This is a genomic window from Enterococcus sp. PF1-24 (assembly GCF_029893325.1).
Lineage (GTDB): Bacteria > Bacillota > Bacilli > Lactobacillales > Enterococcaceae > HY326.
Genome location: NZ_JARXWL010000029.1, coordinates 1 through 16,194, shown reverse-complemented (window position 1 = coordinate 16,194; position 16,194 = coordinate 1). Strand labels below are relative to the sequence as shown.

Below are 16,194 nucleotides of genomic sequence, written 5' to 3'. Positions count from 1 at the left end.
GCCACTTAGAGCATTTCAAAAAAAGCTGAAACAAACAGCATCTTGTTCGCTTCAGCTTTACTGTAGATTTCCTAACTACTTAGGCTACTCACTTTAAATTTAGCCGCGTTCTAGTGGGAAAGTCATACAGTGCGGGCCTCCGCCACCTTTTAAGATTTCATCTAAATTAATTTCAATTACTTCTAAACCTAAAGCACGCATTTGTTTATTGACATCAACATTATTTTTGAAAGAAATAACTTTATTATTTCCGATATTTTGTAAGTTACAATGATGACGGAAAACACCTTCTTGTGGCACATCAATTAAAGTAAAGCCACGTTTTTCCAACATCCGCACAAACCATTTTGGTAAAGCTTCTTTACAAACTACCGCGATTTTTTCACCGACAATATTGAAGCACATATCTAAATGCAGATTTTCTCGCTCACATTCTACGCCTACCGTAGTGTAGCCAAGCTCTTGCATTTGACGGGCAACACTGTTGTAGCCATCCCAGTCAGTCCGTGCAATTACCCCATGTGCAATTGTATATTCATCTAAAAACCAGAAATCGCCGCCTTCAAATGCGCCAGCTGTCGTTCTAGCAACTACCGGTACGCCAATTTCTTTTAATTTTGCTTCATAGGCTGCTGATTCACCTTTACGAATCGGCTCTCTGAAAGCTCCCATAATTACGCCCTCAGCAATACTTGCACCAAAATCTCGTGCGTATACTTCATAAGCTAAATCCGGATCTGGATCCATCAAAATAACTTCAACGCCGTTATCTTCATAGGCTTTCACTAATTCTGCATGCTCAGCCATGGCTTTAGAGTGGTCTGATTTTAAACCTTCTTCTAACCATTTTTCAGTAATTACATTAATTGGCTGAAATTCATGATAAGTGGGTGGACATAAAATAACTTTCTTCAGTGGTGTTGTTGCGCTGTTATTCCAGATTTTTTTTGCCATTATTTTTTTCCTCCTTGTTCATTTCATAGTATTAATTTTTTCAAAAAAATTAGTTTGATTTTCACACCGTATACCATTCCACTAATACACCTAGATAAGTGGAACTGGCATCCTTGTTCATTTCATAGTGTTAATTTTTCTTTTAAGAAATTGCTAATTATCAATTTCGTCACTAATATTCCCTAAAATTAATTCTGAACGTTCTGCTTCTGACATACTCTTGTCGCGGAAAAAGTACAGGGTGATTCCTAACAGTAATAAAACAACCAATAAAATATATTCAGATGGCCAATTTAACGCTGCAGGACTTCCGGGAACAAGCATTAAAAACAGCAAGACAATTGAAACAAGACTTCCGTAAATCATCATCGGCTTACCCCCAGGCATTTTTACCGGGCGATTTAATTTAGGATATTTGCTTCGTAAACGAATAACAGAAAATAAAGTAGAACCCCAAAGTACAATGTAGGCAACAGCAGCAACATTAACTAACGGCACAAACAGTGATTGTCCGAAGAATAAAACCACTGCAGCAATCAGTGATACGAAAAAAATTGCTGTTGTTGGTGTTTTATATTTTGAGTGAAGTTTAGTAAACGATTTTGGAATTAAGCCATATTCACCAAGGGAATACAACAAACGGGTAGCGCCAAAGAAAACGGCATTATAAACTCCCACTACCCCTAAACAAGCTGCAAATAAAAGTAAAGTACCTAAAATTGGTAGCCCTACGCGATTCATAGCTTCTGCAAAGGGAGCAGTTGCTCCTGACATTTCTTGCCAAGGCATTAAACCTGTAGGCACAATCAAAGTTAAGATATACATAGTAATTGCTACTGCTACCGAAATAACTACTGATAGGCCAATTTTTTTAACTGATACACCAGAAGAAGCTTCTTGTGCTCCTTTAGAAATTGTTTCCCAACCAGCAATTGAAAAAGGTAACATGGATAATAAGCTCAAAGTGCCTTCAAAGGTATTCTTTGTTTGTAGAGGTTGCATATTAGCAATATCAAAATGCAGGAAACCTACTACCACACAAATTAATGCTAAAGTAATAATAATCGCCGTATTAATGGTAGAAAATTTAGAAGATAATTTAGTGCCCCGATATTGAAGTGCGCCAATCCCCACTACTAACAACAAACCTAATAAAATAGAGACTATCGTAACAGGGGCGCCTCCTACTGTATATAACGGCGTAGCTTGTCCGATTTGCGGAACAAGATAAGAGAGCATCCGTGTGATAGCTAAAACTTCCCAGGCACATAAAATAATATTTACTAAAACACCAAACCAGCCAACTAACATCCCGATGAAATTACCAAAGCTTAAATAAGCATAAGATAATTCACCACCAGCTAACGGTATCATAGGTACAGCTTCATAATAAGCCAGAACGAGTGGCAGTTCTACTAAGAAACAAGCAATAAAAGCTAGCAAAGCATTCATTGGCCCACCGGCTGCATCAAGCCAGATTCCTGTCATCAATAACCAAGAAGCGCCAAAAACAGCCCCAATTCCCATTCCTAAATAACCCCAAAGACTGATTGATTTAGATAAATTTCCTTTATCGCCACCAGTTTGTGGTTGTTCAGACATAACCCTTCACCTCCAATCCGAAAGATTGAAGCTGGGGTATATGTATGATTTAATACCCCACTTCAAATGACTTTCTACTTAATTGTCGTTGCAACAAGGACCGCTTTAACTGTATGCATGCGATTCTCCCCTTGATCCCAAACAGCAGATTGAGAGCCTTCAATAACTTCATCAGTCATATCTTCCCCACGATAACCTGGTAAGCAATGCATAAAGATTGCATCTTTACGCGCTTTTTCCATCGCTTGTTTATTAATTTGATATGGCATAAAGTCTTTAATCCGTTGTTCTTTTTGTTCTTCGTTTTCACCCATACTATGCCATGTATTACCGTAAACAACATCAGCATCTTTCAAAGCAGCATCAAAGTCTTGTGTTACAATTACTTTAGAGCCGGAAACAGCTGCATGTTCATTAGCAACTCGTAAAATTTCTGGATCAGGATCATAGCCTTTAGGAGCAGCCACATAAATATCCATTCCGAACATTGCTGAACCAATCATTAATGAATGACATACATTGTAAACATCACCAGCATAACAAACTTTCAAGCCTTTAAAGTCACCTTTTTTCTCCTTAATCGTTACTAAGTCAGTCAAACCTTGACAAGGATGCTCTAAAGCAGTTAAGGCATTAATAACGGGATTTTTCATATATTGAGCAAATTCTTCAACAATTTCATGACCAAAAGTCCGAATATATAAACCATCAAAATATCTATCGATAATCCGTGCAGTATCTTTAATTGGTTCGCCACGACTTGTTTGTAATTCGTCGGGACGTAGATAGAAAGATTGTGCGCCTAAAGCAGTTGCTGCCGCATGGAATGAATTTCTCGTACGAGTACTTTTCTTTTCAAAAATCATCCCAAAAGAGCGATCTCTTAAATAAGCATGTGGTTCTCCCATTACCCATTTACGTTTTAAATCTTGAGTAAGTTCAATAAGTTCATTCATTTCTTCTTTAGTAAAATCTTTAAGTCCTAAATAGTCTCTTCCACGAAATTTGTCTCTCATTACAAAAATCCTCCTTGTTCATTTCATAGTATTAGTAATATTTTTTTCTTTCCAAAGGCCTTTTGAAAAGAAAACTCTTTTAGTTTGGTTGAAGCTTCAACTTATATTCTCATTCTAAAGAAACCGCTTACTTTCTTCAATTGTCGAAAGCTCCTATTTGACGTGTTCAAATTGTAGAAATGGACAAATTATTTATCAAAATCGTCACAACAAAAAAAGCCTCTGGGATGTAGAGGCTTTTTCAGAAGTTTTATTAAGCTTTAAATAAAGATTTTTTGGTCATTTCTTGATAAGGGATATTTTTCCCAACCAAATAAGTTAAACCTACCCGAATTGGAAAGCCCACAATCGTCTTTATTAAGCGTGGTCCCCAAATAGCCCAATCAAATAGCGGAACTTTATACATAAGGGCTAGCCATAAAGGCGTTAAACATAGACTAATTAATAAGGTAATCGTCGTTGTTGCTAAAATCGCTCTTTTTAAAGTCATCTCTTTTTTATAAAAAAAGAACCCATAAATTGCCCCTTCAACAAAAGCGTTAAAAGAAAACCCCCAGAAAAATGGTGCTCTAGCAAAAAGTGTCATCCCAACAAAATCTGCCAGCACGTTTGCTGTTCCCGCCCAAAACGGGCCAAAAAGAGCCCCTAAAATAATCATCGGGATAAAACCAGCATTAATCTTCAGAAACGGGGTTTCGATTGCTATGATTCGGGAAAGCACGATTTGCAGTGCAATTAGTAACCCCATAATCGCAATCGAATGAGCAGTTAGTTGTTTTTTCATTTCTTAGCATCTCCTTAATAGAGTTGCTACATGGTCCATAAAGCCAGCAAAGAATAGTCATAAACAAAAATACTGTAGGCATCTGGTTCATCCAAGTGAGTATCCTTGTCGATTCCATCCCTGCAGCTAAATTTGAATATGCAGCGAATGCGAAAATAAAACCGCGAATCAATGATTCTTCGTCCGAAAGGCAACATCCCATCCCCTCAGCACTTAACGCTTTATTTCCTACTCTGTTTTAATCAGGTTAAACCCAAAAAGAATATAACACATTTTTCAGAAAATTGCTACTTTGTTGCATAAAAGAGGAGTGGGCTCATTATTTTGAAGAGAGCTAACCCACTCAGCTGGGTTACCCAAAAAGCGAAATAAACTCATCCTACATCTCGAAAGAAAAAACTCTCAAAACTTTTTTCAAAGTTTGAGAGTTGATTTTAGTATTTGCTAATAAATCTTAAAGGGCTGAATTCATCTTTCATTAAATGATAAACATGCTCTTTTAAAATTTTTCTTTCAATTAACTGATTAACAACGCTATGGCGGTAGCCAAGAAGAAATTCATTTAAGTATTCCATGCGAGACATGCGTTTTGGTAAGAATTTTTCCCCTTCGTTCATTAACTCATAGCGAGTAATAAATCTTAAGTCAGCAGCTGAAGTTAATAAAAATAAAATGACGCTGGCTTTATAGGTGCTGTTGCGTTCTTTATCTAAATCCAGAAACTCTTCAATTGAAATTTCCAACGTGCGCCGATTGGTAACACCGAAATATTCTGCTAAGACAAAAGTTAAATATTCTTTTTTCTCTTGATCCAACTGATTATATTGCAACAACCAAGGATAATTATCCTGATCGAAATCTCCCAACACCACACCAGTTAACACGTAACTTCTTAAGGGGCAAGCATAAGCATATAATCTTCTTTCGAATAAATCTATTTCTTTAATCTCTTTGATTAAATCCTCTTTGGCATTTTCTTCTCGCTTATACTTTCTTTCATTTTTAAAATATAAAAATCCTAAAATAAAAGATAGCAAAAATCCGCCACAAGTAATTAGTAATTTCACTAGCTTATCCCTTCTAATTTCAAAAAATCATGTTTATTTGTTTAAATTGATAAGACATTAAAAAAATAGTTTCTATCAATTCAATAAAAATTTTCCTATCCTACTAATTATAACGAATTTTTTGAACTTTTAGTGCCTTTTTTTCAAAAAAAATAGAAAAAGATGAGAAAAAAGTTTTTTCTTCATCTTTTTCTACTAAATTATTCCTCTTCTTCTGAAAATTGACTGTTGTATAAGTCAGCATAGAAGCCATTCTGAGCCATTAATTGATCGTGATTTCCGGTTTCAACAATTGAACCGTGATTCATAACAATAATATTGTCGGCATCGCGAATTGTTGATAAACGATGGGCTACTACGAAACTTGTCCGATTTTCCAATAAGCGATTCATAGCTTTTTGAATTAAAACTTCCGTCCGGGTATCTACGCTAGATGTTGCTTCATCTAAAATTAAAACATCCGGATTTGCTAAAAATGCTCTGGCAATCGTAATTAACTGACGTTGCCCTTGAGAAATATTACTAGCATCTTCATTTAAAACTGTGCGATAATCATCTGGTAATTTATGAACGAACTCATCAACGTGGGCTGCTTTAGCCGCTGCAATAATTTGTTCATGACTAGCTGATTCATTACCATATTTAATATTATCATAAATAGAACCGGTAAATAGCCAAGTATCTTGTAAAACCATTGAAAAATGTTGACGTAAATCTTCGCGACTAATATCACGAATATCTTGACCTTCATAGCGAATACTACCGCCACTAACGTCGTAGAAACGCTCTAACAAGTTAATTAAGGTTGTTTTACCAGCACCAGTTGGCCCGACAATCGCTACCATCTGGCCGGATTTCACATCTAAATCAAAGCCGGTCATCAATAACTCTTGTTCATTATAACCAAATTGTACATTTTCAAAACGCACTTTATATGGTGAATTTTCTTCAACTGGTAAACCAGAAACTTCATTATCCATTTCATCTTCATCTAATACTTCAAAAATCCGTTCTGCAGAAGCTACAGTTGATTGAATAGTATTGATTAAGCTAGCAATTTGCGTAATTGGTTGTGAAAATTGGTTTGTATATTGTAAGAATGCTTGCACATCCCCTAAATCCATATTCCCATTAGCAACTTTAATCCCACCTAAAACCGCTACAAAGACGTAACCTAAGTTTTTAATGAAATTCATCAAAGGCATAATCATGGCAGAAATAAATTGGGCTTTCCAACCAGACTCATATAATTTTTCGTTTTCAACTTCAAAAACTTCTTGGTTAGCATTTTCATGGTTGAAAGTTTTAACAACCGTATGACCAGCATAAGTTTCTTCAACTTGGTTGTTTAATAGACCAAGACTGTTTTGTTGAGTTGAGAAAAAGCCTTGTGATTTTGGTGCAACCACCATAACTACGATTAAACTTAAAGGAACAGTCACTAAAGCAACTAAAGTCAATTGCCAACTAATTGATAACATCATCGCTAAAACACCAATTAAAATGACAGTACTGGTAATTAATTGGGTCAAATTTTGTTGTAAAGTCCCAGCGATATTATCCATATCATTAATTGCCCGTGACATAATATCCCCGTTGGTATGGCTATCAAAATAAGAAATTGGCAGACGATTCATTTTTGATTCAAAATCTTGTCGTAATTCATAAACCGTCCGTTGTGAAACTCTTGTCATAATAAATTGTTGCAAGAAACTAAAGGCTGCTGAAACTAAATACATAGCAATGGCAGTGAAAATAATTTGCGCAATTTTATCAAAATCAATTGGAAATTCTTTGACAGCTTGCCCTTGCTGCATTTGTTGAACGCCCTTCATCACACCGTTAAAGATTTCAGTTGTTGCTTTCCCTAAAACTTTCGGTGTTTGAATTTGGAAAATAACGGAGGCAATTGCTAATACCAAAACTGCAATAATTGCTCCTAAACGTTTACTCATATAACCTAATAAACGTTTAACCGTACCGCCAAAGTTTTTGGCTTTTGGTCCACTTACACCAATATTCCGTCCAGGTCCACCGCCGCCACGCATTGGTTGACTTTTTGGTGTTTCATTTGAGGATTTACTCATGCAATTTCCTCCTCTCTCAATTGTGAATGAACAATTTCTTGATAAGTTTCATTATTCGCTAATAATTCTTCATGAGTTCCTTTACCCACCACGCGACCTTCATCTAAAACAAGAATCGTATCGGCATCAATTACTGTACTTACTCGTTGCGCAACTAAAACAATAATACTGTCAGTCACTTCTTGTTTTAAAGCAGCTCTTAATAAACCGTCTGTTTTAAAGTCCAAAGCAGAGAAAGAATCATCAAAAACATATAAGTCTGCATCTTTCACTAAAGCGCGGGCAATTGCTAAACGCTGACGTTGTCCACCAGAAAAGTTTCCGCCACCTTGTTCAACGTGACTATCTAAACCTTCTTCAAGATTTTCAACAAAATCTTTCGCTTGAGCAATAGCTAATGCTCGCCAAATTTCTTCGTCAGTAGCATCGGCTTTACCATATTGCATATTTTCACGAATCGTTCCTGAAAACAACACAGCTTTTTGTGGTACAAAACCAATTAAATCACGTAAATTGGCTTGTGTTGCTTGTGCAATCTCAATACCATTTAATAAAATTTTACCTGATTCAATATCATATAATCGTGGCAACAAGTTAACTAAAGTCGTTTTACCTGAACCTGTTCCCCCGATAATAGCTACGACATCACCTGATTTAGCAGAAAAATCAATGTCGGTTAAAGCCAAATCTTCCGCACCTGCGTAACGATAGTTCACATGATCAAAAGTTAAAGTGGTAGCTTTTTTAGCTAAGCTAATTGTTTGTGGTTGTTTAACATCCACAACTTCATCAGCTTCATCTAAAACTTCATTAATCCGATCAGCAGAAGCTTGTGCTCTTGGTACCATAATGAAAATCATCGCTAACATCATGAAGCTCATTAAAATTTGCATCGCATAAGTCATGAAAGCAATTAAATTCCCTACTTCTAATTGCATTTCCGCAATATAATGACCACCAAACCAAGTAATCGCAATATTTGTTCCGCTCATAATAAGAGTCATGACAGGAATCATTACCGAAACAATGGTATTTACTTTAATTGCAGTTTGTGTGTAATCTTTATTGGCATCGTCAAAACGATTTTCTTCATATTTACCTTTGTTAAAAGCTCGAATTACCCGCACCCCAGTTAAACCTTCACGAAAAACTAAGTTCAAACGGTCGGTTTTCTTTTGCATGCTCTTAAATAATGGCACTGCAAAATACATGATAGTGCCGACTAAAACAATCATAATCGGAATAACTACTAAAAAGACTTTCGTTAATTCAGCATCTTTTTGATAAGCCATAAAACTGGCACCGATTAAAGTAATTGGTGCATTAATCATCATTCGTAAAAACATTTGGGTAACCATTTGAATTTGCGTGACATCATTAGTAGTCCGCGTGATTAATGAAGCTGTTCCATATTTATCAAAAGTATTTTTTGACATTTTTTCAGCTTTTTGATAAATCTCAGTTCGTAAGTTTTTCCCTAAGCGCTGAGATTCCCTTGTTGCAAAAAAAGTGTTCCCGATGGCTGCAATAATACTAATCACAGAAAAGCCCACCATATAAAGTCCAGTTTGCCAAATATAATCAATATCTCCTGTCGCCACACCATTATTAATAATGTTGGACGTCAAGGTTGGTAAGTACAAATCTGACATAACCTGTACAATCATAAACAAAACCGCAGCGATAAAAGCCACTGGCGTAATTCGTTTAAAGATTTTAACCATTAAAATTCCTCCCTTTAAAAAATCGTAATTTACAAAAAAATGAGTGCACAAGGATATTTATACTACTCTTGCAATATGAACAGAATATGAACGACTAACTAATCATCTTGCTTGTAGATTCCTTGGCGATACCAATTTAATTGTGTTCTAAATTCAGCAATTGAATCTTCTACCCGATAGTTTTCATCAACACCTAAACGGCGATAACCATGAGAAACTACCATAAAAACTACTGTCATTAAGGTGCGTATAAACATCGCAAATTCTCGTGAATTTTCAAAACATAAGGCCTCCTGATTAACTAAACGCCACAAACTATGAATTTCTCGATGATGATGTTTATGTTTCATGGGTCTTTCATTTTCAGGAAAATCCAAGTCTCTCGTCACGCGACGGGAAGAATGATAGTCCATGCTCATAAATAAATTTTTGAAGAAAGCTGTGTTCTCGCCAGTTAAAACTTCTGTCATCATTTTTACGAAATAAACATCTGCTGCTTGCAAAATATCACCATCGGCAGCAATCAACGCTTCTTCAAACTCAAGTCGCGTATCCCGTTGCAACTGATCATAATAATAGAAGTATAAATCTTCCTTATCCGTAAAATACTGATAAAAACTTCCCCGTGGAATCCCAGCCAACTTAATAATGTTAGCTATCGAAGCTTCTTTTAGCGGCGCGCGAGAAAACTCTATTTTCGCGGCTTCCATTAGTCGCTGTTGTTTTTCTATCGGTAGATTTAGAAATGTTTCTGTCGGCATGTTGCTTCCTCCTTTCTATTATGACACACCGTCATATGACATTGTGTCATTTTACCGCAAAAAAAATAAACATGCAACTCATAAAGCTGCTTTTATTAAAAAATTTTCATTTACAATCGTTTTCAATCATAAATAAAAAACAGAATAGCTTAATTTAAAGCTACGCTGTTTTTTATTATGCTTTATTTAATTTTCAATTTCTCTAGCTGACTGGCGATTTCTTTCCAAGGCGTATCGACTTGTAATAAAGCTGCTGCCGTATAGGCGCCTTCAATCAAAGCCACATCTAACAAAATGACTTCTTTCTCCGTCATTTCCATCGCCATCTCTAAATTCATTTTGGCACTCCCTAAATCATAAAACGCCACTAATTCGCTACTGGAATTTGCTTCAAAAGCAGCACTAATTTTTTCAAAAGAAGTTCCGATACCACCATCTTCAGTCCCACCAGCGATGGTTAAGGGTACATCAGCGGCTACTTCTTTAATTAATTTTGCTAAGCCTTGAGCAATCTCTTCAACGTGAGAAACTAAAATAATTCCTTTAGTCATCTGTAAACACCTCCGCTTCTAGCAAGGCTTCAAAGAAATATTTTGAAGACATGGCGCCAGGATCAATATGGCCGATGGAACGCTCACCTACATAAGAAGCCCGGCCTTTTGTCGCCAGTAAATCTTTAGTGGCTTCCACTAGTTCATTTAATTTTTCAGCGGTTAATTGCTGGTTTTTCAAAGCTTCTACGGTGGGAATCCATAAATCTAACATAGTTTTTTCTCCTAATGTTGCCCGCCCACGTTTTTCAATACCGGCAATACCAGCTGTTAAAATCACTACGGGATCACTGGAATCTTTGCTAGCTTTACTCATTTCCATCATGGCGGTGCCATAGAGGGGGCCAGAAGCGCCACCGACTTTACCGATTAAAGTCATGGCTAATTGTTTAAATTGTTGACTGCAATCGCCGGTAATACCGGCCGCCATCGCTGCTTCCATTCCACGAGCCATATTATTGCCATGATCGCCATCACCAATCGGGGTATCTAACTCGCTTAAATATTCGCGATTTTCTTGAATTTTTTCGTTAAATTTTGTAATGGCAATAGTTAATTTTTCTTGTGTAAACATTCAACCATCCTTTCTTACTTTTGATTTCGCTCCCAACCTGTTAACAGTTTACCAACTAATCGTTGTGACAGGTTCATTTAATGCTTGAACAATTGCTTCGTCAGTTTTTATCATTGTTAAAGAAAGACCAGCCATCTCTAATGAAGTCATGTAATTGCCAACTTTACTAAAGGAAATCGTGATGCTTTCTTTGGCTAAAATATTTTTCACATCGTTAAAGAAAATAAATTGCTCCATTAACGGTGTCGCTCCCATACCATTGACTAAAACCCCATAGCTTTCACCAGCTTGCCAATTAAATTCAGCTTTCAATTTTTCAACGATTTCCGCTGCCATCTCTTGTGAGCTTTTAATTTTTTCACGGCGATAACCGGGCTCACCATGGATACCAACGCCATATTCCATTTCATCATCAGCCAAAACAAAACCTGGTTTACCAACTTCAGGAACAATTACTCCTGATAAAGCGATTCCGACTGTTTTAATTTTAGCAACTAATTCGCTGCCATAAGCTTCGATTTCTTTAACTGAAGCCCCTTTGCGAGCCATTGCTCCTAAAATTTTATGCACTAAAACGGTGCCGGCAACGCCGCGACGTCCTTGGGTGAAGGTACTATTTTCAACAGCGATATCGTCATCAACCAACACCACACCTACTTCAACATCTTCCATCTCAGCCATATCTTTCGCCATTTCAAAATTCATGACATCGCCAGAATAATTTTTAATAATTAAAACGACGCCTTCACCAATATCGGTAGCTTGAATCGCTTCAAAAACTTGATCCGGCGTGGGTGACGTAAACACTTGCCCGCAAACTGCTGCGCTTAACATACCATCGCCAACAAAACCAGCATGGGCTGGTTCATGACCGCTGCCGCCACCACTAACTAAAGCAACTTGTTTCGCATTTTCTTTGCGTTTAATTACAGAAGTTTCTGGCACTAATTCAATTAAATCGCTATAAGCTGCCGTTAAACCTGCTAACATTTCTGGCAAAATATTTTTCGGATCATTAATTATTTTCTTCATTGACGCTTCAACCTCATTTCCAAATTTAAATAGTTAGAACAGAAAGCTGCTGATAAACTTTCTGTTCTATTTTTATAAGTTAACGCTGCTTTTTATTCCCAACTGAAACGGAAATCAATTTGATAGTTATCTCGAACCGTTGTTAAGGAATCTCGAACAGCTTTGTTTAAAGGTACTCCGGTTTCAGAGCGCTCTAAGAAAGCCAAATATTCTTTTTCACCGGCAGTATAAATTCGTTCAGCCCCTTCAGCTTTTTTAGAAGCCCGCAATGCTCGTAAAATATCGCCAGCGGTTTTCTTAAAATCAGCCACATCGGTAAAAGCTTCAATATCAATTGCCATAAAGAAATGCCCTAAATGATATGGTTGTTTTTCACCTGTGGCACTCAGACCGGTTAATTGATGAAGGAAATTGCCCCCTTGCAAAGCAGCCGATAATATTTCAACAATCGTTGCATAGCCATAACCTTTATAGCCAGCCAACTCTTCACCAATTCCCCCCAGCGGTGTTAACGCACAAGTGCCTTTAACCAACCCTTCTAAAGCTACATCGGGATCAGTAACCGCTTCGCCTTTTTCGTTAATCACCCAGCCATAAGGCATTGTTTTGCCAATACGGGCATAATGTTCAATTTTCCCCCGTTGGGTAATGGAAGTTGCACAATCTAGCACGAAAGGAAATGCTTCATCAGTAGGGAAACCGACCGTTAAAGGATTAGTTCCTAACATATTTTCTACCCCAAAAGTCGGCGCAATTGATGGTCGCGCATTGGTACCGGTAAAGCAAATCATGCCAGCTTCGGCTGCCATTAAAGGATAGTAGCCGGCAATTCCGTAATGGCTAGAGTTGCGCACGGCAACCATCCCCATACCGTATTCTTTGGCTTTAGCAATCGCTAACTCCATCGCCTTAACCCCAATCACATGGCCCATGCCATCATGACCATCGACAACAGCGGTGGTTTTGGTTTCTCTAACAACTTCTAGCTTAGTTTCTGTAAATAAAATACCATCTTCAATACGATCAATATAAATTGGTTTAAAACGTCCGACACCGTGGGAATCAATCCCCCGTTTATCAGATTCTATTAAAACTTTTGCACAAATGGCAGCATCTTCAGCTGGTACGCCAGCTGCTTTAAAACCTAAAACCATAAACTCTTCTAATCGTTCAAAACTTTCATAAGCTATATCTTGTGTCATTTTAATCGCTCCTTGTTAGTTTGAATCTTTCAATAATTACGGTTCTACTAAATTTATATTTATAATAGTAAGAATCTTTCTTTTATTTCTTTTCTTCTAAGGGACGGTGTTTAAATTGCATGGTTGCTTGAACGGCTTCTTGCCAGCCTTCATATAGGTTTTCGCAAACCGCTGGATCCATCTCTGGCTCGAAGCGTTTGCCAGTTTCATTAAAGGCTTTGATTTCAGCTAAATCTTTCCAGAAACCAACCGCTAAGCCTGCCAAATAAGCTACTCCTAAAGCAGTTGTTTCTAAATAGCCTGCACGTTCAACTGGTGTTTGTAAAATATCCGCTTGAAATTGCATCAATAAATCATTTTTTGAAGCACCGCCATCAACTCGCAAAATTTTAATTTCTGTATTGGCATCTTTTGCCATAGTTTTCACAACATCGGTAGTTTGATAAGCCATTGATTCTAAAGTTGCCCGGATAAAATGTTCTTTGGTTGTGCCCCGCGTTAAACCGAAAATCCCCCCGCGAGCTTCTTGATCCCAATAAGGTGCACCTAGGCCAGTAAAGGCAGGTACCACATAAACATTATCACTATCAGCTACCCGTGCCGCATAATCTTCTGACATAGGAGCTTGGCTGAATAGCCGTAAACCATCTCTTAACCATTGAATCGCAGAACCGGCAACGAAAATACTTCCTTCTAGCGCATAAGTAATCTTTCCGTCGATGCCATAACCAATCGTGGTTAACAAGCCATTTTCAGAAACAATCCCTTGATCACCAGTATTCATAATAATAAAGGCGCCAGTACCATAAGTATTTTTCACCATGCCTTTTTCAAAAGCGGTTTGTCCAAATAAAGCCGCTTGCTGATCCCCAGCCATACCGGCAATTGGTACATTATGACCATAAAAATGATAATCTTCCGTGTAGCCATAAATTTCTGAGTTCGAACGAACTTCTGGCAACATCACCTTCGGAATATCTAATAAAGCTAAAATTTCGTCATCCCATTTCAGCTCAAAAATATTGTACATCATCGTCCGGCTGGCGTTCGTGTAATCAGTTACGTGAGATTTGCCACCAGTTAATTTCCAAACCAACCAAGTATCAATCGTACCAAACAGTAATTCACCTTTTTCAGCTCTTGCTCTAGCCCCTTCTACATGATCCAAAATCCACTTAACTTTGGTAGCAGAAAAATAAGAGTCGATAATCAAACCCGTTTTACTTTTAATTAACTCTTGATGGCCGGCCGCTTTTAAACTGTCAGCAATTTCATTAGTTTGTTTCGATTGCCAAACAATTGCGGGATAAATCGGTTGGCCAGTTTCTTTCTCCCAAACAACAGTTGTTTCGCGCTGATTGGTAATGCCGATTGCTGCAATTTGATGTGGTTTTAAGCCACTTTCAATTAACGATCCAGCGATAACCGACTGCACTGAATTCCAAATCTCATTGGCATTATGCTCCACCCAACCTGCTTTCGGAAAATATTGCGTGAATTCTTTTTGGGAACTACCAACTGGCTTGCCTTCTTTGTTAAAAATAATTGCCCGTGAACTAGTGGTCCCTTGGTCAATTGACATAATGTACTGCTCTTCTGACATAGATTCCCCTTCTTTCTCTTTTATTCATTGTAAATCAGCAAAAAATCAAACCATCCCTTGTTTCACCACCCTGTAGTGCTTTGATTTCCCTGACCATTACAGCTTTTTTACAAACGCTTTCATTTGCGTATTCAGATAACATCCTCTACCATTAAGGATACCATATTTTTCGTGTTTTGTCGGGATTTTTCTCCTAAAAAGCAAAGACAACAATTATCTAACATTTTAGCAAATATCAGACTTAAGCCTAATGTAACTTTTTTATAAATTAGTTAAACTAATTTAAGATTTAATGTTAAACTATACAAGTTAGTCAAAAAGCAGATAATTATTAAATAAAAATAAGGTGGAGTTCTATGAGAAAAAATGTTGTTCGTTTCCTATTAATATTAGCGTTGATTTTTGCGGTTTTCCGCTTACGCTCACAATCACAAAAAAATGATGGGGTTTTTGAAGCAGATGCAGCTGTTTCAACAATCGCAATTGAAGATAAAAATATCCAAGTACAAGTTATCGGCACTGATAGAAAAAAAGATTCTTTAACAGTTTATTATCAAGAAAATCAACAAAATGATTATGATATTTCTTTAAAAAGAGAGCATTTAGTTATTCAAAAACGAAATCGCCCATTTAATTTTCTTTTTTCATGGCTAAATTTTGATTTCACCGATAGAACTTTAGTCATTGAAATACCTCAGCAACAATTAGATTCACTTGATTTAGAAACTACTAACGGTAAAGTTCTGATTGAAAATCTCGAAGTTGAAAAAGCTAAAATCAATACCACTAACGGCGAAATCAAAATTAATAACAGTAATTTTTCAGATTATTTAGAGTCCGAAACGACAAATGGTAAGGTGCTTTTAGAAGATAATGAAATTGCGGACGGTACGATTGAAACCACTAATGGTAAAGTGATTTTCGCTAATTTAGCTATCACTAATTCTTTATCGGTTGAAACCACCAATGCCACCGTTTCTGGTGATATTGTCGGCCATCAAAAAGATTTTGAAATCACTTCAAAAACAACCAATGCAAAAAGTAACTTACCCAAAAATTCAAGTAATAGCGCGAAGAAAATTTTAGAGATTGAAACAACTAACGGTAGCATCATGGTTGATTTTACAAAAGATTAATCCTACAAAAAGGGGCTGTGACATAAGTAAATTATGTTCGTAGTTTCAAAAAAAAGAAATTCTATGAAAACCATTATGGTTTTGTGGGATTTCTGTTTTTT

14 protein-coding genes and 1 riboswitch are annotated in these 16,194 nt (G+C 36.9%); of the genes, 1 reads left to right on the top strand and 13 read right to left on the bottom strand.

Annotated elements, in window-relative coordinates; all coding sequences use genetic code 11:
* Window positions 1–99: 99 nt before the first annotated feature.
* From M2139_RS11670 to glpK, 13 genes are all read right to left on the bottom strand, one after another.
* A complete protein-coding gene (locus tag M2139_RS11670) occupies window positions 100–954 on the bottom strand; it encodes an arginine deiminase family protein (protein WP_280739038.1) in 855 nt (284 codons plus the stop codon).
* Between the two features lie 153 nt (window positions 955–1,107).
* Window positions 1,108–2,556: an APC family permease gene (locus M2139_RS11665; protein WP_280739037.1), complete on the bottom strand. Its 1,449-nt coding sequence runs from the start codon at window positions 2,554–2,556 to the stop codon at window positions 1,108–1,110.
* Between the two features lie 74 nt (window positions 2,557–2,630).
* On the bottom strand, window positions 2,631–3,572 hold the full coding sequence (gene argF / locus M2139_RS11660) for an ornithine carbamoyltransferase (RefSeq protein ID WP_280739036.1): 942 nt from the start codon (window positions 3,570–3,572) through the stop codon (window positions 2,631–2,633).
* Window positions 3,573–3,825: 253 nt separating this feature from the next.
* The gene (locus M2139_RS11655) at window positions 3,826–4,356 is read right to left on the bottom strand and encodes a folate family ECF transporter S component (RefSeq protein WP_280739035.1); all 531 of its coding nucleotides are present in this window, start codon (window positions 4,354–4,356) and stop codon (window positions 3,826–3,828) included.
* A 139-nt stretch (window positions 4,357–4,495) separates the two neighbouring features.
* Window positions 4,496–4,594: riboswitch (THF riboswitch) on the bottom strand.
* 196 nt (window positions 4,595–4,790) lie between these two features.
* A complete protein-coding gene (locus M2139_RS11650) occupies window positions 4,791–5,423 on the bottom strand; it encodes a hypothetical protein (protein ID WP_280739034.1) in 633 nt (210 codons plus the stop codon).
* A gap of 200 nt (window positions 5,424–5,623) precedes the next feature.
* A complete protein-coding gene (locus tag M2139_RS11645) occupies window positions 5,624–7,510 on the bottom strand; it encodes an ABC transporter ATP-binding protein (RefSeq protein WP_280739033.1) in 1,887 nt (628 codons plus the stop codon).
* Window positions 7,507–9,234 carry an ABC transporter ATP-binding protein gene (locus M2139_RS11640; protein ID WP_280739032.1) on the bottom strand — a complete coding sequence of 576 codons (1,728 nt, stop codon included), beginning with the start codon at window positions 9,232–9,234 and terminating at the stop codon, window positions 7,507–7,509. The genes M2139_RS11645 and M2139_RS11640 overlap by 4 nt, the downstream gene beginning before the upstream one ends.
* A gap of 98 nt (window positions 9,235–9,332) precedes the next feature.
* Window positions 9,333–9,995 carry a TetR family transcriptional regulator gene (locus M2139_RS11635; RefSeq protein ID WP_280739031.1) on the bottom strand — a complete coding sequence of 221 codons (663 nt, stop codon included), beginning with the start codon at window positions 9,993–9,995 and terminating at the stop codon, window positions 9,333–9,335.
* A 182-nt stretch (window positions 9,996–10,177) separates the two neighbouring features.
* Window positions 10,178–10,546: a dihydroxyacetone kinase phosphoryl donor subunit DhaM gene (dhaM, locus tag M2139_RS11630; RefSeq protein ID WP_280739030.1), complete on the bottom strand. Its 369-nt coding sequence runs from the start codon at window positions 10,544–10,546 to the stop codon at window positions 10,178–10,180.
* Complete coding sequence (dhaL, locus tag M2139_RS11625; RefSeq protein ID WP_280739029.1) at window positions 10,539–11,120, bottom strand: dihydroxyacetone kinase subunit DhaL; 582 nt, start codon at window positions 11,118–11,120, stop codon at window positions 10,539–10,541. Before dhaL ends, dhaM begins: the two co-directional genes overlap by 8 nt.
* Before the next feature lie 48 nt (window positions 11,121–11,168).
* Window positions 11,169–12,152, bottom strand: coding sequence for a dihydroxyacetone kinase subunit DhaK (dhaK, locus tag M2139_RS11620; RefSeq protein ID WP_280739028.1), 984 nt, complete (start codon window positions 12,150–12,152; stop codon window positions 11,169–11,171).
* 92 nt (window positions 12,153–12,244) lie between these two features.
* Window positions 12,245–13,354: an Ldh family oxidoreductase gene (locus M2139_RS11615; RefSeq protein ID WP_280739027.1), complete on the bottom strand. Its 1,110-nt coding sequence runs from the start codon at window positions 13,352–13,354 to the stop codon at window positions 12,245–12,247.
* A gap of 82 nt (window positions 13,355–13,436) precedes the next feature.
* Complete coding sequence (gene glpK, locus M2139_RS11610) at window positions 13,437–14,957, bottom strand: glycerol kinase GlpK (protein ID WP_280739026.1); 1,521 nt, start codon at window positions 14,955–14,957, stop codon at window positions 13,437–13,439.
* Between the two features lie 356 nt (window positions 14,958–15,313).
* On the opposite strand from glpK, the gene M2139_RS11605 reads away from it, so the two are divergent.
* A complete protein-coding gene (locus tag M2139_RS11605) occupies window positions 15,314–16,093 on the top strand; it encodes a DUF4097 family beta strand repeat-containing protein (protein ID WP_280739025.1) in 780 nt (259 codons plus the stop codon).
* Window positions 16,094–16,194 lie beyond the last annotated feature (101 nt).

Bases quoted from the DNA above. Each gene is read 5' to 3' on its own strand.
- M2139_RS11670 (WP_280739038.1), bottom strand. From the start codon at position 954: ATGGCAAAAAAAATCTGGAATAACAGCGCAACAACACCACTGAAGAAA.
- M2139_RS11665 (WP_280739037.1), bottom strand. From the start codon at position 2,556: ATGTCTGAACAACCACAAACTGGTGGCGATAAAGGAAATTTATCTAAA.
- argF (WP_280739036.1), bottom strand. From the start codon at position 3,572: ATGAGAGACAAATTTCGTGGAAGAGACTATTTAGGACTTAAAGATTTT.
- M2139_RS11655 (WP_280739035.1), bottom strand. From the start codon at position 4,356: ATGAAAAAACAACTAACTGCTCATTCGATTGCGATTATGGGGTTACTA.
- M2139_RS11645 (WP_280739033.1), bottom strand. From the start codon at position 7,510: ATGAGTAAATCCTCAAATGAAACACCAAAAAGTCAACCAATGCGTGGC.
- M2139_RS11640 (WP_280739032.1), bottom strand. From the start codon at position 9,234: ATGGTTAAAATCTTTAAACGAATTACGCCAGTGGCTTTTATCGCTGCG.
- M2139_RS11635 (WP_280739031.1), bottom strand. From the start codon at position 9,995: ATGCCGACAGAAACATTTCTAAATCTACCGATAGAAAAACAACAGCGA.
- dhaM (WP_280739030.1), bottom strand. From the start codon at position 10,546: ATGACTAAAGGAATTATTTTAGTTTCTCACGTTGAAGAGATTGCTCAA.
- dhaL (WP_280739029.1), bottom strand. From the start codon at position 11,120: ATGTTTACACAAGAAAAATTAACTATTGCCATTACAAAATTTAACGAA.
- dhaK (WP_280739028.1), bottom strand. From the start codon at position 12,152: ATGAAGAAAATAATTAATGATCCGAAAAATATTTTGCCAGAAATGTTA.
- M2139_RS11615 (WP_280739027.1), bottom strand. From the start codon at position 13,354: ATGACACAAGATATAGCTTATGAAAGTTTTGAACGATTAGAAGAGTTT.
- glpK (WP_280739026.1), bottom strand. From the start codon at position 14,957: ATGTCAGAAGAGCAGTACATTATGTCAATTGACCAAGGGACCACTAGT.
- M2139_RS11605 (WP_280739025.1), top strand. From the start codon at position 15,314: ATGAGAAAAAATGTTGTTCGTTTCCTATTAATATTAGCGTTGATTTTT.